We start from the raw sequence: 21,226 nt of genomic DNA on the forward strand, positions 1-21,226 counted from the left end.
ACGGCAAAGTGATGAAGTGAACTGGGATGAAAATTGAATATCGGTTTTACATAAACGAGTTCGGGGAAAAAACAAAATAAACCCAACAAATATTAGATTTATAACGCTAAAAGTCGGAATAGTTGATTTTGGTCAATAACCATTCGATTAATAAATACATTTTCTATTTCAAAATCAAGATCACATATCTAGTTAAACTAGAGATAATTAAGGCTTTCTGTGACATATAGAATACTTAAAACATCAAATATTGAGCACAAGTCGAATTGTGATTTTTATCTCCACTGTTCCGACAATATTTAAATACTATCCAAATCAACTTATTTGCTATGAGCGAAATATCATTTGGAGAATTAAACATGTCGAAGCCTATTATTGTTGTTGCTGTCGGTGGGAATGCTTTACTACAACGTGGTGAGGTAATGAGTTGCGAAAACCAAAAAAAGAGTATTGCGCAAACCGCCGGTTCTTTAGCAGAGCTCAGTAGAGACTACCGTTTGGTTGTTGTGCACGGAAATGGCCCTCAAGTAGGCTTACTCTCTTTGCAAAATGATGCTTACAAAGATTGCCCACCTTATCCATTTGATGTGCTTGGTGCTGAGACTCAAGGAATGATTGGCTACCTGATTCAGCAAGGATTGAACGCTGCGATTAAAGACCGCTTTACAACCACCATTCTTACTCGAATCGTTATTGATGAGAACGATCCTGCTATTGCTGACCCAACCAAGTTTATTGGCCCTGTCTATACAGAAGAACAAGCCAAACAACTCGCAGAAGCTAACCATTGGATTGTGAAGCCTGACGGTTCACACTGGCGCCGTGTGGTTCCATCCCCTTCACCAAAAGAAGTGCTAGAGATAAAAGCCATCAAAGACTTGCTAGAGAAAGATCACTTAATTATCTGTGGCGGCGGCGGCGGTGCTCCAGTCGTAGAAAAAGATGGCGCTTATGTAGGTTTCGAAGCTGTAATCGATAAAGACATGACAGCTGCCCTCATTGCAGAAGAAATTGGCGCAGAACATTTGCTGATTCTCACCGACGGCTCCCATGTTTGTTTAGATTGGGGAACACCAAAAGAAGAGAAGCTTGAAAATGTATCAGTTGAGCAAATGAAAAAGTACACATTCCCAGCAGGTTCTATGGGCCCGAAAGTGGATGCATGTTGTCAATTTGTTGAGAAAACAAAACAACACGGACATATTGGCGATCTATCAAGTGCATTAGAGATCATAGAGGGTAAGACAGGGACACATATTAAAGCATAATATCTGACTATCATGTTTTATATAAATAAAGGGTTATGAAGTCTAAGTTTTAGATATTGCAGTTGGAACTTTGATTGAAAACCCTTTAAATTTTTTAGTTTAAAAAATAAGGACCATTAGATGCGCAAGGTAAAAACTGAAGAGAAATTAATTAGAATTCATGATGCTGTTGTACAACTAATGGAACGCCGTGAAGCGACAGATATTTCAATGTACGATGTAGCCAAAGAGTGTGGAATGGCTACGTCCACGGTTTACCATCACTATCCAAATATCGAGAATCTGTTCCACAACCTTTTAGATGATGTATTTATTGATTTTGATTCTCTCCTAAGTAAATGTATTGCTCCTGAAAATGTAAATCACTGGACTGATATCAACCGTATGATAGAAACAGCGTATGTGAATTACTATAACAACCATCCCATTGCTAAAAAGCTGATTTTAGGTCGCCATACATTTACAGAGTTAGGACATGCCGATACCGAAAATGATTTAATCTTAGGCAAAGAAGTGGAAACCATTTATCGACAATTTTTTGATGTCCCACAGTTACCACAATCTATAAATGTCTTCGCTATTTCACTGCAAGTCGCTGATAAAATTTACTCTTTATCATATCGCCAACACGGTCATATCACCCCAGAGCTTGCTAATGAAGCGATTAGACTGACAGAATCCTACCTACAGTTATACATTCCTCATATTTGCCCTAAAACGATGAAAAGCCAAACCCACTAATCTTCAACTATGGCTGCTTTGAGGTTTACCCCACTAAAAAATGTCGTTATGGTGATTTGTAATACATCATAAAAACAAGGACAGTCAGAGCGCTATGAATAGTACGATTGAGACCATCTTGGGGCATCGCTCCATTCGTCAATATACCGACCAACCAATAGAAAAAGAGCACCTAGATTTAATTGTCCAGGCAGGTCTCGCCGCGTCATCATCAAGCTTATTACAGGCTGTTTCCATCGTTAGAGTAACAGACAAAGAGAAGCGTAAGCTGCTAGCGGAATACGCAGGCAACCAGCCTTATGTGGAAAGTGCCGCTGAGTTTTTGGTGTTCTGTATCGACTATCAACGCCACGCTCAGATTAACCCTGAGGTAAAAACCGACTTTACCGAGCTTACCCTGATTGGCGCCGTCGATTCTGGCATTATGGCGCAGAACTGCATGTTAGCAGCAGAGTCATTGGGATTAGGTGGCGTATACATTGGTGGCTTACGTAACAGCGCTCAACAGGTTGATGAGCTATTAGAACTTCCACAGCACACCGCCGTGCTATTTGGTATGTGTTTAGGTCATCCTGCACAACAACCAGAGATTAAACCCCGACTTCCAGCTCATGTGGTGATGCACGAAAACCAATACCAACCATTGAGCCTAGATGAAATCGCTAGTTATGACGATTCAATGCAGAGCTACTACGCCAACCGCTCAAGTAACCAAAAGCAAAGCAGTTGGTCACAGCAGATCACACAAAAACTCTCTGGTGAATCTCGCCCACATATTTTGCCGTACTTGAACAGTAAGCAACTGACTAAGAGATAGCGTTCAAAACCTCGCTCTGATACACAAGCTCAGTTTCAATCACCACAAACAAAAATGTCAGCGTATATGCGCTGACATTTTTCATTATTCTGAGGTCGACTCTCTTAGAGGTATTTCTCTATCGGGAGAAGCTGTAGGAAGCCTGATTGCATGCGTTCCCACTTACCGGTTTCTGGTTCGCTGTCCCAACTTTGCTCACCGGAATACCAATACACATCACTATCTTCTAGCTCCAAACGCCAACTGTTGTCTTCGCTCATCGCCTTTTCGATGGTTTCAGCTAGCGTTTCAGCAATGGCTTTATTTTCGATGATTAACACCGACTCCGTATTTAGGTAAGTCGAACGCAGGTTGAAGTTGAATGAGCCAATACTCGCAATACTGCGGTCAAATACCACTGATTTAGCATGCAGACCATAAGCCGTCTCTGGCGCACATTTAGACACGTCTTGGGTAGATGCTTCACACAACTTGGAATCTGGTTTTAGCTCGAACAGGTCGATTCCATGCTCTAACATATCGTAGCGTCTGCCCGCGTAAGCAGAGTGGTTAGTAACCAAGTCATTTGACGCCATTGAGTTGGTCAGTGCCTTTATCTCAACGCCTTCGTTATTCAACGTTTGCCACTCTTCTAATTGGCCATCATCGAATACCAAGTAAGCCGACTCAAGCAAGATCTCTTGTTTAGATTCACGGGCTAACTGCCCTAACAGAACCGCTGTTGCTTTTGGTTCATCAGTATTGTCTGAATCGACAGGCACAGGGCGATCGTAAGCAAAGCGAGCATTCACCCAAGTCATCTCATCAAGAGCCTTTTTAAGCAGGCTATCTGCCGATTCACGATTTAATGGTAACTCAGGGTAGTTTTTGTATTGCGGAATGGTTATGTCGTCAATCTTTGAAAGATCCGGTTGCTCTTCGTCACCCAACATAGCGACAGGGTAAGACCAACGGCTGTCCCAGTATTCAATAAAGCTGGTTTGGATAGTGGTAACGACGGTCCCCATCACCAATACATCACGATCGCGGAAGTTAATCTCGTCAGAAAGATCGAAGTATTCATCACCAATATTACGTCCACCCACCACAGACAAAGTGCCATCTACAGTGAAGGATTTATTGTGCATACGACGGTTTAAACGAGAGAAATCGCCAAGGAAGCTCAACCATTTACTGAAACCACGGCGCGTTGGTGTTGGGTTAAAAATTCGGATCTCAACATTCGGGTGAGCGTCGAGTGCTGATAACAGCCCTTCACGCTCATTGAGGTTGATGTCATCCAGCATCACTCGAACCTTAACACCACGATCAGCGGCGGCTAACAAACGGCTAGCGAGATACTTGCCCGATTCGTCCGAGTTCCAGATGTAGTATTGAATATCGATGGTGTGCTCTGCACTTTCAACCAATGCCAAGCGCTGAGCCAAAGCGTCCCAACCGGATTCTTGTAAACGAACGGCCGTCGTCGCCTGTTCTGATGCAGGTTGATATTCATCCGCCAAAACCGATAAAGCGCTTGGTCCATAAGAGGTGTACGGTTCTGCTGGGTGATCGATGCCTTCTGGTAATGAAGAACAGCCGCCGAGTACAGCGACGAGTAATAAGGTTAAGCTGATGCGTTGGAGCACAGGCATGTGTTTGACTTCCTTTTCACGGTGAGGTCTTTGAATTGGCCTCGACAACTTTTCAACGACCAAATTGTTCGAGGTTATTCATTGATTATTACTGCTAAATCCAGAAATTTATAGGTAATTATCCAGTATAAGTAAAACTTAGCGACTTCATCATGAGGAACACTGTACCGAATTAACCTATTCAGGCATCAATACTGACTACAAGGTCACGATGCCTTCAATTGTTCGATACCCAAACAATAAAGGCCTAAGGGCTTTCTCACCATCTCAACAGTGATCTCAGTTCTATCCGGGTTACAGTTCAATGCAAGCGCATAGCCATGCAAGTAGTCTACTAGCAAATGAAGAGCATCTTCGGATTGCTCTGATGTAAGATTCAACGGATTCACTACCGCCTCAAAGCGCTCACTAAAGACTTCAACGGGCCCAAGCGATTTCATCGTCAGCAAAGTTTCTAGTAGCCCGCGATAGTCATTCAACACTGAAAGATAGCTCACGCTAAGCTGATACAAGTTCTCTTGCCACACTTGGTTTTGCTCAGGCTGTGCCACTTCACCTACCAATGAGACAGTGATCGACTCCAATAGATCATTTTTGTTTTTGAAGTAATGGTATATCGCCATCGCATCGACACCGAGCTCTGTGGCTAATCCTCTGATACTCGGAACTTTACCGCCTTCACGCATCATGCTCTTTGCCGTATCTAAGATCTTTTCTGCACTCAGTTGACTTGATCCACTCTTTGGTCGACCTCGCTTTTGATCCTTGACAGTCATAACACCACCTCTTAAACTTAATTTCTACACTGTAGAATATTTTAATTTAATACAGCATAAATGCCAAGTTCCTGTTCAATTTCGGAGTTAACAATGTCAAATATTGTCTTTATCGGTACGAGTCTTGATGGTTACATTGCAGACAAAAACGGTGGTCTAGATTGGTTACAAGCCATCCCAAATCCAGAGGGTGATGACATGGGGTACAACGCCCATATCGGTCGTATCGATGCTTTGGTAATGGGCCGAAACACCATGGATATGGTGTTGAGCTTCGGTATTGATTGGCCTTACACAAAATCGGTTTATGTTTTGAGTAACACGTTGACTGAAGTGCCTAAAGAGCTTGAAGGTAAAGTGTTCTTGATAAAGGGCGAACTCACTCAGATCATCGAAGACCTCAACAGCAAAGGCCTAAACAATCTATATATTGATGGCGGTGTGACCATTCAAAACTTCCTGAAAGAAGACCTGGTTGATGAACTGATTATCTCGACAATCCCTGTCGTTCTTGGTGGTGGTGCTCCGCTATTTGGTGACCTAGTCTCTCCTCTCGACTTTACGCTAAAAAGTGTCGCGACTTACCTCGATGAGATCGTAACTACTCACTATTTACGTAAGCGTTAAACTAATGTCCATATAAAGGGAATGTAACGATCAACACTGAAAACAGTGTTCACGCTGCATAACCTTTATAGCCCCTACTAAAAACCCCCCTAAAGTAGTACCATTTATCGTATCTCATTCTCAATGGTATTGATGTCTTATGAAGCTTTTAGTCGATCGCACTGGTGAACAGTTTTTAGAAATTCTGGAAGAATCAGGAGACAAACTGACAGTTCAATTCATTAGCAATGAAGGAAATCGAAAAGGTAAACCGTTTCAAGATAGCTTGAGTGGCTTGTTCCTCACAGGCTGGAAGCCTCGCACGACCTCAACCGCTATTGGCCTACAGCGCTTTAAACAAGGTAAATTACAAGATCCAAAAGTGAGCTTTGCGCTTCACCAGCTCTACCCACTTGGCCGAGATGTAAAACTACCTTCTGGTGATATCGCCACAATCGCAAGCTACGCCAATACCCACAGCGACGGCTACTATATGTTGTTCGTCTCAATGATGAATTGAAGCGCCTTAAGATGACGCCAGAATGGGAGCTATTACCTTCAGTTGTGAGATTAGCCCTGCCTTATTACCCAGCCCCAAGAAGCCAGCAAGAACTCGACAATATTGATGACTTCGATGCCTGGGCGGGCGGGTTTTGAATTTCGATTACCTTTGTTAAATAACACCTAATAGCTCCATTATTATCAATTAGTTTTTGATAATAATTCTAACCAAGCGCGGTTTATCATCATGAACCTTCCTACTATTCTTTGTTCATCGGCACTGATGATTGCTCATCCAATAGAGAACAACTCAGTGAACAGCACCACTTCGGTGAATCAAATAATATAGGTAAAGAACATGACTCAACTGACTATCATTGCAAACATTGTCGCTAACGAAGACAAAGTTGAACTGGTTAAAGCAGAGCTGCTAAAGCTGATTGCTATCACTCGCGCTGAAGAAGGTTGCATCAACTACGACCTACACCAAGACAACGAAAACCCAGCGCATTTCACTTTCTACGAAAACTGGACGTCTCGCGAACTTTGGCAAGCGCACATGGGAAATACTCATCTCGCTGAATACATGGCTGCAACCGAAGGTTGTGTAGCGTCATTCACTCTCAATGAGATGACGAAAATCGGTTAGTCACTGACTGCACACATTAACAAACAATAAAAAGCCCGTTCAGAACACCTGAACGGGCTTTTTCATTGAACTTGATATTCTCTAAGCTACTGACTCGCTCAGTGCAGGTTCAAGCACTGCCTTTTGTTGTTTCTGCCATTTATCCACGACCAGTGCAGCGATCATGTCACCTTCTACGTTCACAGCCGTACGGAATGTATCTAACGGGCGTTCAATAATCAGCAGAATCGCGATTGCTTCCAGTGGTATACCAGCGGCCAATAACACCAGCTGCATGCCAGACATAGATCCAGATGGCATACCCGGAGCCCCGACAGAAGAGACCATCGCCATAATGAAGATCATCACCAAGCCAGAAGTCGTGAGGTCCACACCAAACAGTTGAGCCAAGAAGATTGCCGCAACACCTTCAAAAAGTGCCGTCCCATCCATGTTCATCACTGCGCCAAGTGGTAACACCATGCTACTTGTACTTTGCGATACGCTGAGCTTTTCTTCTGCGCTCTGCATCGCCAGTGGCAAAGTAGCAGAGCTTGATGACGTTGCGAACGCCATCGCCATCGGTGCCGAGATACCTTTGAATAGTGTGCTAAGACGAATCCCAGTCATCACCTTCGCAATAGTCGGCAAGACAATCGCTCCGTGAATCAAAGTCAGCACAAACACGAGCAAAGCAAACAGTGCCAATTGCTCAAACAGTGACTCACCACCACGAACGGTAAAATCGAGGACAATGGCGAAAACCGCCAACGGAGCTAAACGAATTATCCAACCAACAATGGTATTGATGCTTTTGTTCAAGCCATTAAGCACCTCGAAAATCGGGTGTTTTTCTGGCAATGAAGAAAGTAGAGCAATACCCAACATAAATGAGAACACGACAATCGCGAGCAAGTTACCATTGGTTAACGCCGCTACCGGGTTCACGAGCGCCATGCTAAACAACTTGCTGGCAATCGCAGCTCCACCTGCCGCATCTTCGCTTATAAGCTGAACATCGTCTCCAATCGTAGCAACGCTAGATAAAGGCTCCCAAGCAGGTAACAGCAATGAAGCACCCAAGCCCAAAGAGATGGCTATCAGCGTCGTGAAGCTATAGAAAAGTACGGTATTGCGGCCAATTTGCTTCAATCGAGTGATCGAACCAATGCTTGTTATACCTTGCAACAACGAGAATAAAACCACTAACCCAACGACCATTTTTAGCAAGCCGATATAAGTAGTTTTGCCGAGCATTAAGAACTGATACCACCCCGTTTGGGTAATACCAGAGGTTGAAGAAATAAGTTGTGCAAAAAGCCATGCAAGCAAAGCAGCTAACATTAACTGTAGAGGTAAAGAGTGGCGAAGTTTAGTCAACATAAGGACAATTCCAGTAACCTTGTAGGACAATTCCAGTAACCTTGTAGGACAATTCAGATACCTTTATTAAAGGGAGCAACCTTTAATAAAAATATTCTTTGGTAAAGCATGCCTAAGAAAAAATAAAGTCCGTTAGATTTGATCTAACGGACTTTAAGAAAACCAAATGAGGTTTAAGATTTAAGGCTATTTATCCATGTGTAGAACAGTACGGATAGACTCGCCTTTGTGCATTAGTTCGAATGCTTCATTTACGTCTTCAAGGCCCATAGTGTGAGTGATGAACTCTTGTAGTCCGAACTCACCCGCCATGTAACGGTTTACGATTTCTGGAAGCTCAGAGCGGCCTTTTACACCACCGAAAGCAGAACCACGCCATACACGACCTGTTACTAGTTGGAACGGACGAGTTGAGATCTCTTGACCTGCACCTGCAACACCAATCACAACTGATTCACCCCAACCTTTGTGACAACATTCAAGAGCTTGACGCATCACGTTTACGTTACCGATACATTCGAATGAGTAATCAACACCACCGTCTGTCATCTCAACGATAACGTCTTGGATTGGCTTGTCGTAGTTCATTGGGTTGATGCAGTCAGTCGCGCCAAGTTGTTTTGCTAGCTCGAATTTGCTCTCATTGATATCAACACCAATGATTTTGCTTGCACCAGCCATACGAGCACCGATGATTGCAGAAAGACCGATACCGCCTAGACCGAATACAGCAACTGTGTCGCCTTTTTCAACTTTAGCTGTGTTCAGTACCGCACCCATACCAGTGGTTACGCCACAGCCTAGAAGACAAACTTCCTCAAGAGGTGCTTCTTTGTTTACTTTCGCTAGTGAGATTTCTGGAAGTACAGTGTACTCAGAGAAAGTAGAACAACCCATGTAGTGGAAGATTGGCTCACCGTTGATAGAGAAACGGCTTGTGCCGTCTGGCATTAGACCTTTACCTTGAGTTTCGCGAACTGCTTGGCAAAGGTTAGTTTTGCCAGACTTACAGAATTTACATTCGCCACACTCAGCTGTGTAAAGTGGGATAACGTGGTCGCCAACTTCAACGCTTGTTACGCCTTCGCCAACCATTTCAACGATACCGCCACCTTCGTGACCAAGGATAGAAGGGAAGATACCTTCTGGATCGTCACCTGAAAGAGTGAATGCGTCAGTGTGACAAACACCAGTAGCAACGATACGAACAAGTACTTCGCCAGCCTTTNCCGTTGATAGAGAAACGGCTTGTGCCGTCTGGCATTAGGCCTTTACCTTGAGTTTCGCGAACTGCTTGGCAAAGGTTAGTTTTGCCAGACTTACAGAATTTACATTCGCCACACTCAGCTGTGTAAAGTGGGATAACGTGGTCGCCAACTTCAACGCTTGTTACGCCTTCGCCAACCATTTCAACGATACCGCCACCTTCGTGACCAAGGATAGAAGGGAAGATACCTTCTGGATCGTCACCTGAAAGAGTGAATGCGTCAGTGTGACAAACACCAGTAGCAACGATACGAACAAGTACTTCGCCAGCCTTTGGCAGTTCAACGTCAACCGTTTCACGCTTTAGCGGCTCACCTGCTTTCCAAGCGACCATTGCTTTAGATTGGATATGAGTTTGACCAGGTTTGATTTCGATAGTCATGTGATATTTCCTATATTAGTCAGTCAACGTTGAGCCTGTTTGTTATCGCTCTCTCGTTTTGTTGAGGCTAGTATAGGTGTGACCATCCGATTTGATAATCCAATATTTTTGAGAATGATTATTACACAATGGTAATAATCAATAGTAAGATTAACTTCGTCTAACGGTAAATCAAAGGTTTAGTCTAGGCTGAATAAAATCGATAAACGCGGAGATACGCTTAGATACCGATGATGATCTATAGAATACCGCATTGACTCGCTCTCGATCTGTGTCATTCAGCTTCAAATGCTCCAATACCGGAATCAGTCGCCCTTCAGCAATATCTTGCTGCACCATAAAGCCAGATAAACAAGCGACACCATTACCTGCTAATACCAATTGGCGCACAGTCTCACCGTTGCTTGCTGTCATGGTTGGCTCTACGAAGTTTTGGTTTGGCAGTGGCCAGTGATTCAACACCTTCGCACCAGTAAAGCCCACCGTCTGATGCGTTGATAGCTCATCTGCATTTTGTGGTATGCCGCGTTTGGCCAGATAAGCAGGAGATGCCACCATATAGAGGAGACTCTTACCTAATGGGCGAGCGTGGAGCGTGGAGTCCGTTAATTTTCCTATTCGTATAGCGACATCGGTTCGTTTCTCGATTAAATCGACAAACCCTTCATTTGAGGTCAGTTCAAGCTCAATATCAGGATAAGCCTCATTAAACTCACCGACTATCGGCACTAACTGGTGGAACACAAATGGGCTAGCGGCATCGACTCGCAAACGTCCTTTTGGTAGTTCACCGCGCGACACAATCTCCTCTTCAGCGCTTTGGATCATTTGCAAACCTAACCTAACGGAATCAACAAACTGTCGCCCCTCTTCCGTCAGTTCAACTCGGCGAGTGGTTCTATTAAAGAGAGAAACGCCCAGCTGACTCTCTATTCGACTGACGCTTCGAGAGACGCGAGCCACTTGGATATCGAGCGTCTGCGCCGCTGCAGAAAATCCACCGCTATCAACAACAGTAAGCATAATTTCTAAATCATCCGATCGCGTTAACACGGGAATCTCCTAAACCATGAACAGAACAACTATTGCATTTATAACAAAAGTAATTTGTTAATCACACTGTTTTTGGCAAAGGATATTTCTCTCATAATCCTCGCCAACAAAACGAGCCAGCAAATCGGCTCCACTTTTAAGAACCACCTTTGAGAGAAATAACTATGCCTCTAGCTTTACTTGCACTGACGCTCAGCGCCTTTGCCATAGGAACCACAGAGTTTGTTATTGTTGGCTTAATACCAACGATGGCGGCCGACTTAAATGTATCACTACCATCTGCGGGATTATTAGTGAGTTTGTACGCACTTGGCGTTGCGATTGGCGCGCCAGTACTCACTGCGTTAATGGGAAAATGGAATCGCAAAGTAGTGCTGCTAACCGTAATGTCTCTGTTTGTTGTCGGGAACTTACTGGCATGGCAGGCTCCTGGCTACAACACCTTGATTGCCGCGCGTATTCTCACCGGCCTAGCACACGGTGTATTCTTCTCGATCGGCTCAACCATCGCGACTGGATTGGTGGCCAAAGAGAAAGCGGCAAGTGCGATCGCGATTATGTTTACCGGTCTAACGGTAGCACTCGTGACTGGCGTACCACTGGGCACTTATATTGGTCAAACATTTGGCTGGCAAGCGACCTTCTTGATCGTGGCTCTACTGGGGTTAATTGCTCTGATCGGCAGTACGTTATTGGTGCCTAACAACCTAAAACAGCCACCAGCAACGAAGCTTTCTGCTCAATTGAAAGTTCTGACTCAACCAAGATTGCTACTGGTTTATGCAATTACAGCACTGGGATACGGCGGCACATTTACCGCGTTTACGTTCCTTGCTCCAATCCTAGAAAATGTGTCTGGTTTCGACTCAAGTGCCATCAGCCTAATCATGTTGGTCTACGGTGTTTCAGTCGCGGTAGGCAACATCTGGGGCGGTAAGATGGCCGACAAAATGGGGCCAATCAAAGCACTAACAGTTATCTTTTCTGGTCTAGCTGCGGTACTGGTTGCATTTAACTTCACGGCGGTTAACCCGTACGCATCAGTTGCTACTATTTTGATTTGGGGTGCTTTTGCCTTCGGTAATGTTCCAGGCTTACAAGTCTATGTAGTTAAGCTCGCAGAAAAATACACGCCAGATGCAGTAGACGTAGCATCAGGCTTGAACATCGCAGCCTTCAACGTAGGCATCGCACTTGGCTCTTGGGGCGGCGGTATCATTGTCGCAGAGTCTGGCTTAATGAACACACCTTGGATTGGTGCAGTGATTGTCTTAGTCGCACTAGCACTGACTCGATTCAGTGGTCTATTAGACAAGAAACAGACTCAGCAAGTCGCTACATCTAGCATCTAGCATCTAGCATCTAGCTAGAATAGAAAAACAAAGCCCGAATCTAGGTTCGGGCTTTGTCTATTTGGTTGTTCTACTATTCATTATCAATTGGCTTCAAAACTCGGCATGGATTACCGACTGCGACCACATTGTCTGGAACATCTTTGGTCACCACACTACCCGCACCGATCACACTGTTCTTACCAATGTTCACTCCCGGACAAATGATCACACCAGCGCCAATCCAAGCATTGTCACCAATCGTGATTGGCGTACCGAACTCAACGCCTTCATCAACACGGCTCTTCACATCCAATGGGTGGCCTGCTGTAAGGACTTGTACATTCGGAGCAAACAGCACATTGTCGCCAATCGTTACTTCAGCCACATCTAACACGACACAGTTAAAGTTGGCGTAGAAGTTCTTACCCAACTTAATGTTTGAGCCGTAGTCGCAGCGAAATGGTGGCTCTAAATAAGCGCCTTCAGAATCAGGGATCAGCTTATCAATCGCCGTGCGCCATTCATCGGTATCTGGAATACTGTTGTTAAGCTTTTGCAGAACCTTACGACACTCGATTCGCTCCGCGTACAGCTCTTCATCCCACGCTAAATAAGGCTCTCCGGCCAACATTTTCTGTTTTTCTGTTTTCATCATCTTTATCTACTCACCAAAAACTTTTCGCCGATTATAGAGGCTTGTACTGACACAATAATCAACGCTGCGCACAGTTTTACTATTCAATTCTTGCGTGAAAAATAGATAACGGACAACCGATAAATAGGCTGAATCGACGCTATAGGTAAATAACAAAATGTAATGACAAGCTAAACAATCGATAATTATCAATTTATGAAATGCGCGCTATTCTAGTGATAATAGATCATGGAATAGAGGCGATAATGAAAGCAATTACCTACCAAAAATTGAGTGATACATTCTCAGTATCAGAACTTCCAACACCCAATTTAGAAAGTGAATTTGATGTCTTGGTTAAGGTTGTGGCTGTCGCGCTTAATCCCGTAGATGCGAAAATCAACCTTTGGCATGAAATGGTGCCAAACATGGACGATCAATTTGTTGGTGGCTTAGACGTTTCAGGTGAAATCATCGCAGTCGGCAGCAAGGTAGATAATTGGCAAGTTGGCGACAAGGTGCTTTATCACGGCGATATGCGACGCCATCATGGTGGTTTTGCAGAACTCGCCGTTCAAGACTCTCGCACTTTGGTTCCACACCCAGATACCTATCCAGAACAGGCAGCGGCTTTACCTTGTGCTGCGTGGACAGCCTACCGCGCTTTGGTGGATAAACTTCATGCCAGCAACAAAGAGAGTTTACTCATCACTGGTGGTTCAGGTGGTGTAGGCAGCTTTGCGATTCAAATTGCCAAAGCACTTGGGGTAAAAACCATTATTACCACTTGCTCACAAGCCAATCATGCGGCGGTTCGCCAGCTTGGTGCGACTCACACCATCGATTACCGCAGCTCAGATGTCGTTGCAGAAGTGATGAAGATTACTCAAGACCAAGGTGTGGATATTGCGCTGGATTGTGTCGGCGGAGATAACGACAAACTTGCCGCTGATGTATTGGCTTATGAAGGCGAAATGGTTGAGTTAGTGCAAGTGGTAACGCCAGAACGCTACGACAATGCTTTTCTGAAAGGACTGAGCTTTCACCAGCTTAGTCTAGGCTCAGGCCACGTGAATGGGCCTAAGGGCATGAAGACCTTGGTTGATGCAGGCAACGCCGTTAATGCTTTGGTTGAATCAGGTGACGTAGTCGTTCCGAACCTCAAGGTGATTACTCTCAACGAGATTGGTCACGCACTACTAGATATGAGAAACCAGCGCACGGTTGGCAAAATCATCGCCAAGCTAGCTGACTAGTCTCAACAACTCTACCGAACATCCCCCGCCTAGAAGTGATTCACTCCAGAACCTTCTAGGCATTCCTTTAAGTCGAGTATCTTAGCGACTGAGTACTGAATCTCGAATGACAAGACTACCCGTAGTGTCGATGGCATCTGCGTGTTCCGAATCTCCAACGATTTGTAGAATCGCCTTTTGGGTCATTTGCTCTAATGGAACGCTCACAGAGGTTAAGCTTGGTGTGAGGAACTCGCCTACTTTACTGTTATCAAAGCCGACGATAGAGAGATCTTGAGGTAATGAATACCCCAGCTCAGTTAACGCCTTAATCGCACCAATCGCCATGTCATCGTTTTCGGACAGAATTGCAGTGAAACTTGCTTTGCTTGCCACTAAAGCTTGCGCGGCACGGTAGCCACTCTCCATGGTCCAGTTGCCTTGAGCAACGTTAGATTGGTTTAGCTCAATACCATGCTTAGTGAGCACATCTTGATACGCTTGATAACGCTGTTCATCAGTCGACGAGCCAGCTTTACCACGGATAACCGCAATCTCTGTATGTCCCTGCTCTATGATGTGTTCAACCATCAAACAAGCACTTTGATAATGATCGGTAGTGATAGCATGCTCAGGCTTCGAAGGCATTTCTCGGTTGAGCACAAGAATGGGAGTGTCAGTACTCTCGATGATCTGCGCAATTTCAGATTCACTCAAGCATTGCGGGTAAATGATGATCCCGGCGCACTTCATATCGAGTAGAAAGTTAATGGCTTTTCGCTCGTCTTCAGCGCTGTGTTTACCATCGGTAATCACCAACTGATGATTGGATTTTTCGCTGTAAGAAGCGGCGTGATACATCAAAGATGAGAAGTAAGGGCCATTGAACAGCTCATTAGTGATCACAAAGCCGATGAAGTTGGTCTTCTTGGTCGCCAATTGTTGAGCTAATAGGTTTGGTCGGTAGCCCGTTTCTTGAATCGCATCAAATACCTTTTTCACCACATCTGGGCGCACGATATTCTTACCATTTAAGACACGAGAAACTGTCGACTTAGATACACCCGCACGGTTCGCGACATCAAGCATTGTGACCATTCGCTTCTTTTCCTCATATAAAAAATTAGTCGACATAAGCCGACTAATTTAATGCTAATTCATATTGCGCGTATCTTTATATTACATAGGACGACGCAACAAGAGGCATTCTAAATAGTGGCACCGTTAGATGCAATCACGCCTTTATACCACTCGAACGACTTCTTGCGCTTGCGTTCTAGTGAGCCAGATTGATCGTTGTGCTTATCTACGTAAATGAATCCGTAGCGTTTTTTCATCTCACCGGTGGTGAACGACACTAAATCGATACAGCCCCAAGGGGTATAACCCATCAAATCAACACCATCAATCGCAACGGCTTTTTTCATCTCTTTGATGTGGTCACCAAGGTAAGCAATGCGGTAGTCATCATTAATGCAGCCATCTTCTTCAATGGTATCAACAGCGCCAAAACCGTTCTCAACGATGAACAATGGCACTTCATAACGTTCATACAGAGACGCTAAACAGAAACGTAAACCCGTTGGATCAATTGGCCAGCCCCAATCGCTAGACTGGATGAACGGGTTATCAACCGAGTTCTCATGACCGCCGTCCATCGCCTCTTCTGTAGATTGGTGAGAAGAAGAATCCAAGGTATTCGACATGTAGTAGCTAAAGCCAAGGTAATCCGCTTTACCTTCTTTTAGGATCTGCTCATCTTCTGGCTGCATTTCAATATTGAAGCCTTTGATTGCCCAGTCACGCTTGGCATAATTTGGGTAATGACCACGAACCATTACATCCGAGAAGAAATAACGATCGCGCATCGCTTGCTGCGCCACCATGATGTCTTCTGGCTTTGAAGAACGAGGGTAGAAAGGCACCATCGCACACATTGCGCCGATCTGCAGATCTGGGTTGATCTCATGACCTTTCTTCACCACCAATGCGCTCGCAACAAACTGATGGTGAACCGCTTGGTACATCGCTTCTTGCGGCTTTTCGCACTGTGGGAACTTCACGCCAGAACATAGCCATCCGAAGATGTCCGCCGAGGTGTTCATCTGGTTATTGATCTCGTTAAAGGTCATCCAGTATTTCACTTTGTGCTGGTAACGCTCCATCACCGTGGTTGAGTACTTAACAAAGAAGTCGATCACTTTGCGATTCATCCAGCCGCCGTATTCTTTTGCTAGATGGTAAGGCATTTCAAAGTGGCTCAGCGTCACTACCGGCTGAATATCGTATTTCAGAAGCTCATCAAACAGGTCATCGTAAAATTTTAAGCCCGCTTCACATGGCTCAGCTTCATCACCATTCGGGAAAATACGCGTCCACGCGATACTAGTGCGGAAACACTTAAAGCCCATCTCAGCAAATAACTTAATGTCTTCTTTGTAACGATGGTAGAAATCCACAGCAACTTGGTTAGGGTAGTTTTCACCATCGATTACACCATCGGTGATTCGACGTTGTACACCATGAGCGCCTGCCGTTAATACATCAACCACACTCACACCTTTACCATTCGCATCCCAGCCGCCTTCTAGCTGATGCGCCGCAACCGCGCCACCCCATAAAAAATCGTTTGGAAATTCGTTGTTCATACCATTACTCGCTACAAGTTATTCGCTAGAAAATAGATAGGTTTAAGGTAACAAACTTAAAAGCTGCCACTCTGAAACCGATTTCAAGATGCAATAAAGATACACACTGAAACCGGTTTCAACAATATCTTTTTGATCTTTTTTTGATCCAAAAGATAAATTTGGCGTGTTCGGAAAAGTGAAAACCGTGTTTGACCCGTCTACCAGTGTAGGCTTTATGCTCAGCACCCAATCATCAAGAGGTGTGTTATGTCTATTCATCGTTCCTTCGCAGTGCCTCGTCCGCTGCTTTCATTTTTCGACGGACTGTCCGACCCAGCAAAAGGAATTGCACTGGCGCTTATCTCAAATGCGCTGTTCATATTAGTAGGCGTTATTGTCCGAGAGTTGAGCCAGACCATCGATATTTTCCAAATCTTGCTATTTCGACAACTGGTTTTCGTCACCTTATTAATGCCATCGATAATCAGCAACATAGATGCAATGCTCCACCCTAAAATGGTGTCGATGCATATATGGCGTGTTACCGGAGCGTTTATCGCACTCTACTTCAGCTTCTTAACCGTCAGTAATATTCCGTTTGCCGATGCAACCGCATTAGGGTTTCTGAAGGTGTTGTTCGTGGCTGTGATCTCTCGTCTATTCCTGAAAGAAAACGTTGGCTGGGCTCGCATGACGACGATCTTAGTTGGCTTTACTGGAGTGATGTTAGTCGTACAACCGACCTTAGAAAGTGAATCTCTGTTCTATGTTGGAACAGGGTTAGTCGCAGCATTAGGTGCTGCTATTGCGGTTATCTGTGTGAGGAAAATGGCGAATGTAGAATCGAAAACCGTTGTATTGGCGTACCAAGCCATCTTTGTTGGCGCTGTTGCGTTAATCCCAGCGATCATCGAATGGCAATGGCCGACATGGTCTGAATTGGCTTTATTAGTTCTGGTCGGCGTTATCTCTTCTATCGGACAGTGGTTTGGAGTGACAGCCTATAAATGGGGAGAAGCGAACGTGGTGTCGAATGTCGAATACTCACAAATGATCTACTCAATGGTTCTAGGCTATCTGTTGTTTGCGGAGCTGCCAAATTCACTCGCTTTGATCGGTGCGAGCGTGATTTTATTCAGTGCAATCCTGCCGTTTATCATCAAAGCGAAGCAGAAACAGTAACTGTCATTGTTCAGGCTAACTGTTAACTGATTAGCTATTTATGCCCCAAACCGCATTTAGCAAGGGGCATTGATCATTCGTTTATCAATGGTGCTCAAAATACTGATCATGTTGTGATTTAGCAGCCTGATCTTGAGTTCCCGGGTAGAACTGGACGAGCGTCTGGTCGGCGAGCGTAAGATGAATCCAACCTTCTTTAACCCTTAGCCAATTGGTGCCGTTTTTATCATAGACAATAGGAAAACGGCCCCAGCCAGAATCCGACACCTGTAATTCTTGAAAGCGCTCAATCGAGGTAAGCTGATCGCTTTCGAAACTTGCACTCGAATAAACAGGCAAAGGTGCAATCGCATCGCTTGGTTTAAAGGTATAACAACTTACAGACGCAGAAGTGCGATCAAACCATTGATATGGTTGAGCTCCGGTTAGATCATAAACCGTACAATCATTGAATTTGATAGCCCAGTCTTGATGATCTTTGAAGCCAAGGTAGCCGATCGGTTGAGATGGTTCGATTGTCGTCTCTGGTGCATCAACCTGCGCTAGCTCCGAAGACTCACACCCCACCAAGCTCAGACTAAAAACAAAAGCCAAAATGCGCTTCATCATTCCCCCTCAAATCCGTAAGTCATTCAATCAAGTCCTTACATTAAACGGTAAGTTCCAAGCGATTACCATCAGGATCGAGGACACAGCTCTCATAATAACCATCGCCCGTTCTTCTTGGACCGTCTAAACGTTCATAACCATCTTCGACTAAGCGGTGAGTCAGTTCATCGACGGCTTGTTCTGACCCCAACGAAATCGCCATATGAACAAATCCAGTGAACTGATCATAGATGTCATCTTTCGATTCCGGGACCGAGTCCATCTCCATCAGCTCTAATCGACTGCCGCTATCAAAAGATAGGAAGTAGGAAGAGAAACCTTTAGTTGGATTATGGTATTTCTGGTTAGACGTCGCACCAAAGTAATCTTCATAAAATCGTTTAAGTACTTCGAGTTGTTTGGTCCAAATCGCGATATGTTCAATCTTCATTTCTAACACCTAATGTGGATATTTAGCATCAGATTACTCGCCAAATTAGGAGCAATAAACAGAACAGATACCGCCAAATACCTTCCTATTTATTTGGTGATATTTCACCCAGTCGCTGCGCAATATTGCCATATCCAATTTGTGTAATAGATAGCTTTGCTCCATAGTCGGTGTTTTACACAATCGAGATTCAAACTGTGAGCTATTTTAAACTGATCATGCTAGCTGCCATATGGGGAGGCTCGTTCCTTTTCATGAGAATTGCAGCGAATCCTTTAGGCCCTGCGGTCCTAATTGAAGCGCGAGTTTTGTGCGCGGCAATCACCCTACTTTTGGTTTCTTTTTATCTAAAGAGAAAGCTCTCATTTAATGCTCACTCAAAACACTTTTTCATTCTTGGTTTGTTTAACACCGCGCTTCCTTTTTTGTGTTTCGCTTATGCTGCCCAAACTTTGAATGCTTCAACCCTTGCGATTTTGAACTCCACAGCACCGATATGGGCGGCGATCATAGGTGCGATATGGACCAAAACTGCACTTGAGAGCAAAGTGTTGCTTGGGCTCGGCATTGGTGTGACGGGCGTAACCGTGTTGGTTGGATGGGATGCGTTCAATATTGGACAAGAAGCCATTATTCCAATCTTTGCTGCCGTTATGGCCGCATTTAGCTACGGTATTGCATCTAACTACACCAAAACAGCACCCAAGGTTGAAGCCTTCAATAACGCGCACGGCAGCATGTGGGCAGCGGTGTTAATCGTACTGCCATTTGTGTTGTTCATGCCAATGCGAGAAGCACCCGATCTCACTATCACCACATCGGTCATCTTATTGGGTGCAGTATGTACCGGGTTAGCGTATCTACTTTACTTTAATCTCATCAATGAGCTTGGTGCGCCTTCAGCGCTATCTGTGACCTTCTTAATTCCAGTCTTTGGTATTCTCTGGGGTAACTTATTCTTAGGTGAAGCCATTGGTATTAATACTGTCGTTGGCTCTGGCTTAGTTATCACAGGCACCATGCTGGTGACCGGTTTATCACCAACACAGATGCTCAAAAACGCGCGCCAAAAGCGAAAACAAAAAGCGGAATAACCAGATATAAAAACGGCCTCATTTTGAGGCCGTTTTATTTGATTCACATGTAAGTCAGCCGATTTTAGACTTCTTCATATACTGCTGGATCTTGTCCCTCAACCACTGATGAGCAGAGTTTAAATCGGTTCTTTTATGCCAGATCATATATTGCTGCATCGGCAAGATTTCAAATGGTTGTTCGAGCACTTGAAGCTGAAAAGAGTCTGCAAACTGGTTAGCAAAATCACGCGATGTGCTGCCTACACAATCCGAGCCCGATACCAACACACACATTGTCATTAGCGAATCACACTCCGCACTGACCTTTCTTTGCTTAAGCGGCGATTTAGTAAAATAGTCAGCGGTGTATAAACGCGTACGACGCATTCGGAAAGTAATGTGCTTTTCATGATAATACTGCGCTTCTGTCACTGAGCCATTGATTCGTGGATGTCCTTTTCTGGCAATAAGTACTAGCTCATCTTCAATCAAAGGCTGCTTTAGGTACCCATTCACTTGTGGGTAGTGAATATCGATAGCTAAGTCCGCTTGTTGCATGCTCAGACTTTGCAGCAAATCCTCTTCATTATTCGGCACCATGGTGAATTCGATTGAGATATTCCCTAAAGAGTCATCCTGTTCCACAAGTGGTTGTAGCTTGGTCAAACCTATCTCATTAACCAGGACTCGAAACACATGATGCTGCTGATTGTCGAACTGCTTTAACGTACTCACCGCACTGGTAATTCCATCTAGAGCAGGTTCTACACGACTTGCCAGTTGTACCGCCGCATTGGTCGGCGAGATACCCCGCCCCTCACGAATGAAAAGGTCAGTATCAAGTTGGGATTGCAGTCGCTTCAACGCGCCACTCACCCCCGGTTGAGTCATGCCAAGAGATTCAGAGGCTAAGGTGATCGACTTCAATCGATATACCTCTAAAAACACACTCAGTAGATTCAGGTCTAGCTTTTCAACATCGCTCACAGCTGCTCTCCATGTTCGCTTGTGGTCGCACTCAACATACGACAAGGTTTAATC

Annotated in this window: 20 protein-coding genes and 2 pseudogenes; 10 read left to right on the top strand and 12 right to left on the bottom strand. The window is 44.6% G+C overall.

What is annotated here, in order from left to right; genetic code table 11:
• The first annotated feature begins 359 nt into the window (after positions 1 to 359).
• The 3 genes from arcC (at position 360) to nfsA (ending at position 2,826) form a co-directional block, all read left to right on the top strand.
• Positions 360 to 1,268, top strand: a complete 909-nt coding sequence (gene arcC, locus L1D55_RS00185) for a carbamate kinase (RefSeq protein WP_239915884.1) — start codon at positions 360 to 362, stop codon at positions 1,266 to 1,268.
• A 120-nt stretch (positions 1,269 to 1,388) separates the two neighbouring features.
• Positions 1,389 to 2,009, top strand: coding sequence for a TetR/AcrR family transcriptional regulator (locus L1D55_RS00190; protein WP_239915885.1), 621 nt, complete (start codon positions 1,389 to 1,391; stop codon positions 2,007 to 2,009).
• A 94-nt stretch (positions 2,010 to 2,103) separates the two neighbouring features.
• Positions 2,104 to 2,826: an oxygen-insensitive NADPH nitroreductase gene (gene nfsA, locus L1D55_RS00195; protein ID WP_239915887.1), complete on the top strand. Its 723-nt coding sequence runs from the start codon at positions 2,104 to 2,106 to the stop codon at positions 2,824 to 2,826.
• A 104-nt stretch (positions 2,827 to 2,930) separates the two neighbouring features.
• On the opposite strand, the gene L1D55_RS00200 is transcribed toward nfsA, so the two are convergent.
• Positions 2,931 to 4,460, bottom strand: coding sequence for a phospholipase D family protein (locus tag L1D55_RS00200; protein WP_239915890.1), 1,530 nt, complete (start codon positions 4,458 to 4,460; stop codon positions 2,931 to 2,933).
• 206 nt (positions 4,461 to 4,666) lie between these two features.
• Positions 4,667 to 5,236, bottom strand: coding sequence for a TetR/AcrR family transcriptional regulator (locus L1D55_RS00205; RefSeq protein WP_171368901.1), 570 nt, complete (start codon positions 5,234 to 5,236; stop codon positions 4,667 to 4,669).
• 60 nt (positions 5,237 to 5,296) lie between these two features.
• On the opposite strand from L1D55_RS00205, the gene L1D55_RS00210 reads away from it, so the two are divergent.
• The 3 genes and pseudogenes from L1D55_RS00210 to L1D55_RS00220 all read left to right on the top strand — a co-directional run bounded on the left by L1D55_RS00210 (position 5,297) and on the right by L1D55_RS00220 (position 6,992).
• Positions 5,297 to 5,863 carry a dihydrofolate reductase family protein gene (locus L1D55_RS00210; RefSeq protein WP_239915891.1) on the top strand — a complete coding sequence of 189 codons (567 nt, stop codon included), beginning with the start codon at positions 5,297 to 5,299 and terminating at the stop codon, positions 5,861 to 5,863.
• A 139-nt stretch (positions 5,864 to 6,002) separates the two neighbouring features.
• Positions 6,003 to 6,499: pseudogene (locus tag L1D55_RS00215) on the top strand (hypothetical protein).
• 202 nt (positions 6,500 to 6,701) lie between these two features.
• Entirely contained in the window at positions 6,702 to 6,992 is a 291-nt protein-coding gene (locus L1D55_RS00220; protein WP_128162793.1) for a putative quinol monooxygenase, read from the top strand.
• An 81-nt stretch (positions 6,993 to 7,073) separates the two neighbouring features.
• On the opposite strand, the gene L1D55_RS00225 is transcribed toward L1D55_RS00220, so the two are convergent.
• The 4 genes and pseudogenes from L1D55_RS00225 to L1D55_RS00240 form a co-directional block, all read right to left on the bottom strand.
• Positions 7,074 to 8,354: a dicarboxylate/amino acid:cation symporter gene (locus tag L1D55_RS00225; RefSeq protein WP_239915893.1), complete on the bottom strand. Its 1,281-nt coding sequence runs from the start codon at positions 8,352 to 8,354 to the stop codon at positions 7,074 to 7,076.
• A 186-nt stretch (positions 8,355 to 8,540) separates the two neighbouring features.
• Positions 8,541 to 9,581 (bottom strand): annotated as a pseudogene (locus tag L1D55_RS00230) (S-(hydroxymethyl)glutathione dehydrogenase/class III alcohol dehydrogenase); the annotation flags it as partial.
• Positions 9,529 to 10,002, bottom strand: coding sequence for an alcohol dehydrogenase catalytic domain-containing protein (locus L1D55_RS00235; protein ID WP_345772765.1), 474 nt, complete (start codon positions 10,000 to 10,002; stop codon positions 9,529 to 9,531). The gene L1D55_RS00235 and the pseudogene L1D55_RS00230, both read right to left, overlap by 53 nt.
• Before the next feature lie 171 nt (positions 10,003 to 10,173).
• Complete coding sequence (locus L1D55_RS00240) at positions 10,174 to 11,055, bottom strand: LysR family transcriptional regulator (RefSeq protein ID WP_239915895.1); 882 nt, start codon at positions 11,053 to 11,055, stop codon at positions 10,174 to 10,176.
• A 164-nt stretch (positions 11,056 to 11,219) separates the two neighbouring features.
• Between L1D55_RS00240 and L1D55_RS00245 the strand changes: the two genes are divergently transcribed.
• A complete protein-coding gene (locus L1D55_RS00245; protein ID WP_239915897.1) occupies positions 11,220 to 12,407 on the top strand; it encodes an MFS transporter in 1,188 nt (395 codons plus the stop codon).
• 73 nt (positions 12,408 to 12,480) lie between these two features.
• Here the strand turns inward: L1D55_RS00245 and L1D55_RS00250 are convergent, their stop codons facing one another.
• Positions 12,481 to 13,041 carry a sugar O-acetyltransferase gene (locus L1D55_RS00250; RefSeq protein WP_239916216.1) on the bottom strand — a complete coding sequence of 187 codons (561 nt, stop codon included), beginning with the start codon at positions 13,039 to 13,041 and terminating at the stop codon, positions 12,481 to 12,483.
• Positions 13,042 to 13,289: 248 nt separating this feature from the next.
• Here L1D55_RS00250 and L1D55_RS00255 point away from each other — a divergent pair, with 248 nt between their 5' ends.
• Positions 13,290 to 14,279 carry a zinc-binding dehydrogenase gene (locus tag L1D55_RS00255; RefSeq protein WP_239915899.1) on the top strand — a complete coding sequence of 330 codons (990 nt, stop codon included), beginning with the start codon at positions 13,290 to 13,292 and terminating at the stop codon, positions 14,277 to 14,279.
• A gap of 81 nt (positions 14,280 to 14,360) precedes the next feature.
• Here the strand turns inward: L1D55_RS00255 and L1D55_RS00260 are convergent, their stop codons facing one another.
• Positions 14,361 to 15,356, bottom strand: a complete 996-nt coding sequence (locus L1D55_RS00260; RefSeq protein ID WP_239915907.1) for a LacI family DNA-binding transcriptional regulator — start codon at positions 15,354 to 15,356, stop codon at positions 14,361 to 14,363.
• A 110-nt stretch (positions 15,357 to 15,466) separates the two neighbouring features.
• The gene (locus tag L1D55_RS00265) at positions 15,467 to 16,906 is read right to left on the bottom strand and encodes a 6-phospho-beta-glucosidase (RefSeq protein WP_239915909.1); all 1,440 of its coding nucleotides are present in this window, start codon (positions 16,904 to 16,906) and stop codon (positions 15,467 to 15,469) included.
• 249 nt (positions 16,907 to 17,155) lie between these two features.
• On the opposite strand from L1D55_RS00265, the gene L1D55_RS00270 reads away from it, so the two are divergent.
• The gene (locus L1D55_RS00270; RefSeq protein WP_239915910.1) at positions 17,156 to 18,070 is read left to right on the top strand and encodes a DMT family transporter; all 915 of its coding nucleotides are present in this window, start codon (positions 17,156 to 17,158) and stop codon (positions 18,068 to 18,070) included.
• An 84-nt stretch (positions 18,071 to 18,154) separates the two neighbouring features.
• Here L1D55_RS00270 and L1D55_RS00275 read toward each other — a convergent pair whose 3' ends face one another.
• On the bottom strand, positions 18,155 to 18,679 hold the full coding sequence (locus tag L1D55_RS00275) for a hypothetical protein (protein WP_239915911.1): 525 nt from the start codon (positions 18,677 to 18,679) through the stop codon (positions 18,155 to 18,157).
• Positions 18,680 to 18,719: 40 nt separating this feature from the next.
• Positions 18,720 to 19,109, bottom strand: a complete 390-nt coding sequence (locus L1D55_RS00280) for a VOC family protein (RefSeq protein WP_128162807.1) — start codon at positions 19,107 to 19,109, stop codon at positions 18,720 to 18,722.
• A gap of 254 nt (positions 19,110 to 19,363) precedes the next feature.
• Here L1D55_RS00280 and L1D55_RS00285 point away from each other — a divergent pair, with 254 nt between their 5' ends.
• Complete coding sequence (locus tag L1D55_RS00285) at positions 19,364 to 20,203, top strand: DMT family transporter (protein WP_239915912.1); 840 nt, start codon at positions 19,364 to 19,366, stop codon at positions 20,201 to 20,203.
• Positions 20,204 to 20,257: 54 nt separating this feature from the next.
• On the opposite strand, the gene L1D55_RS00290 is transcribed toward L1D55_RS00285, so the two are convergent.
• On the bottom strand, positions 20,258 to 21,172 hold the full coding sequence (locus L1D55_RS00290; protein WP_239915913.1) for a LysR family transcriptional regulator: 915 nt from the start codon (positions 21,170 to 21,172) through the stop codon (positions 20,258 to 20,260).
• Positions 21,173 to 21,226 lie beyond the last annotated feature (54 nt).

Source organism: Vibrio sp. Isolate22 (genome assembly GCF_022398115.1).
Taxonomy (GTDB): Bacteria; Pseudomonadota; Gammaproteobacteria; order Enterobacterales; family Vibrionaceae; genus Vibrio.

Excerpts from the sequence above, each read along its gene's own strand:
- arcC (WP_239915884.1), top strand. The coding sequence starts at position 360 with ATGTCGAAGCCTATTATTGTTGTTGCTGTCGGTGGGAATGCTTTACTA.
- L1D55_RS00200 (WP_239915890.1), bottom strand. The coding sequence starts at position 4,460 with ATGCCTGTGCTCCAACGCATCAGCTTAACCTTATTACTCGTCGCTGTA.
- L1D55_RS00270 (WP_239915910.1), top strand. The coding sequence starts at position 17,156 with ATGTCTATTCATCGTTCCTTCGCAGTGCCTCGTCCGCTGCTTTCATTT.
- L1D55_RS00255 (WP_239915899.1), top strand. The coding sequence starts at position 13,290 with ATGAAAGCAATTACCTACCAAAAATTGAGTGATACATTCTCAGTATCA.
- L1D55_RS00265 (WP_239915909.1), bottom strand. The coding sequence starts at position 16,906 with ATGAACAACGAATTTCCAAACGATTTTTTATGGGGTGGCGCGGTTGCG.
- L1D55_RS00205 (WP_171368901.1), bottom strand. The coding sequence starts at position 5,236 with ATGACTGTCAAGGATCAAAAGCGAGGTCGACCAAAGAGTGGATCAAGT.
- L1D55_RS00210 (WP_239915891.1), top strand. The coding sequence starts at position 5,297 with ATGCCAAGTTCCTGTTCAATTTCGGAGTTAACAATGTCAAATATTGTC.
- L1D55_RS00285 (WP_239915912.1), top strand. The coding sequence starts at position 19,364 with ATGAGAATTGCAGCGAATCCTTTAGGCCCTGCGGTCCTAATTGAAGCG.
- L1D55_RS00280 (WP_128162807.1), bottom strand. The coding sequence starts at position 19,109 with ATGAAGATTGAACATATCGCGATTTGGACCAAACAACTCGAAGTACTT.
- L1D55_RS00250 (WP_239916216.1), bottom strand. The coding sequence starts at position 13,041 with ATGAAAACAGAAAAACAGAAAATGTTGGCCGGAGAGCCTTATTTAGCG.
- nfsA (WP_239915887.1), top strand. The coding sequence starts at position 2,104 with ATGAATAGTACGATTGAGACCATCTTGGGGCATCGCTCCATTCGTCAA.
- L1D55_RS00260 (WP_239915907.1), bottom strand. The coding sequence starts at position 15,356 with ATGGTCACAATGCTTGATGTCGCGAACCGTGCGGGTGTATCTAAGTCG.
- L1D55_RS00225 (WP_239915893.1), bottom strand. The coding sequence starts at position 8,354 with ATGTTGACTAAACTTCGCCACTCTTTACCTCTACAGTTAATGTTAGCT.
- L1D55_RS00275 (WP_239915911.1), bottom strand. The coding sequence starts at position 18,679 with ATGATGAAGCGCATTTTGGCTTTTGTTTTTAGTCTGAGCTTGGTGGGG.
- L1D55_RS00245 (WP_239915897.1), top strand. The coding sequence starts at position 11,220 with ATGCCTCTAGCTTTACTTGCACTGACGCTCAGCGCCTTTGCCATAGGA.
- L1D55_RS00190 (WP_239915885.1), top strand. The coding sequence starts at position 1,389 with ATGCGCAAGGTAAAAACTGAAGAGAAATTAATTAGAATTCATGATGCT.
- L1D55_RS00220 (WP_128162793.1), top strand. The coding sequence starts at position 6,702 with ATGACTCAACTGACTATCATTGCAAACATTGTCGCTAACGAAGACAAA.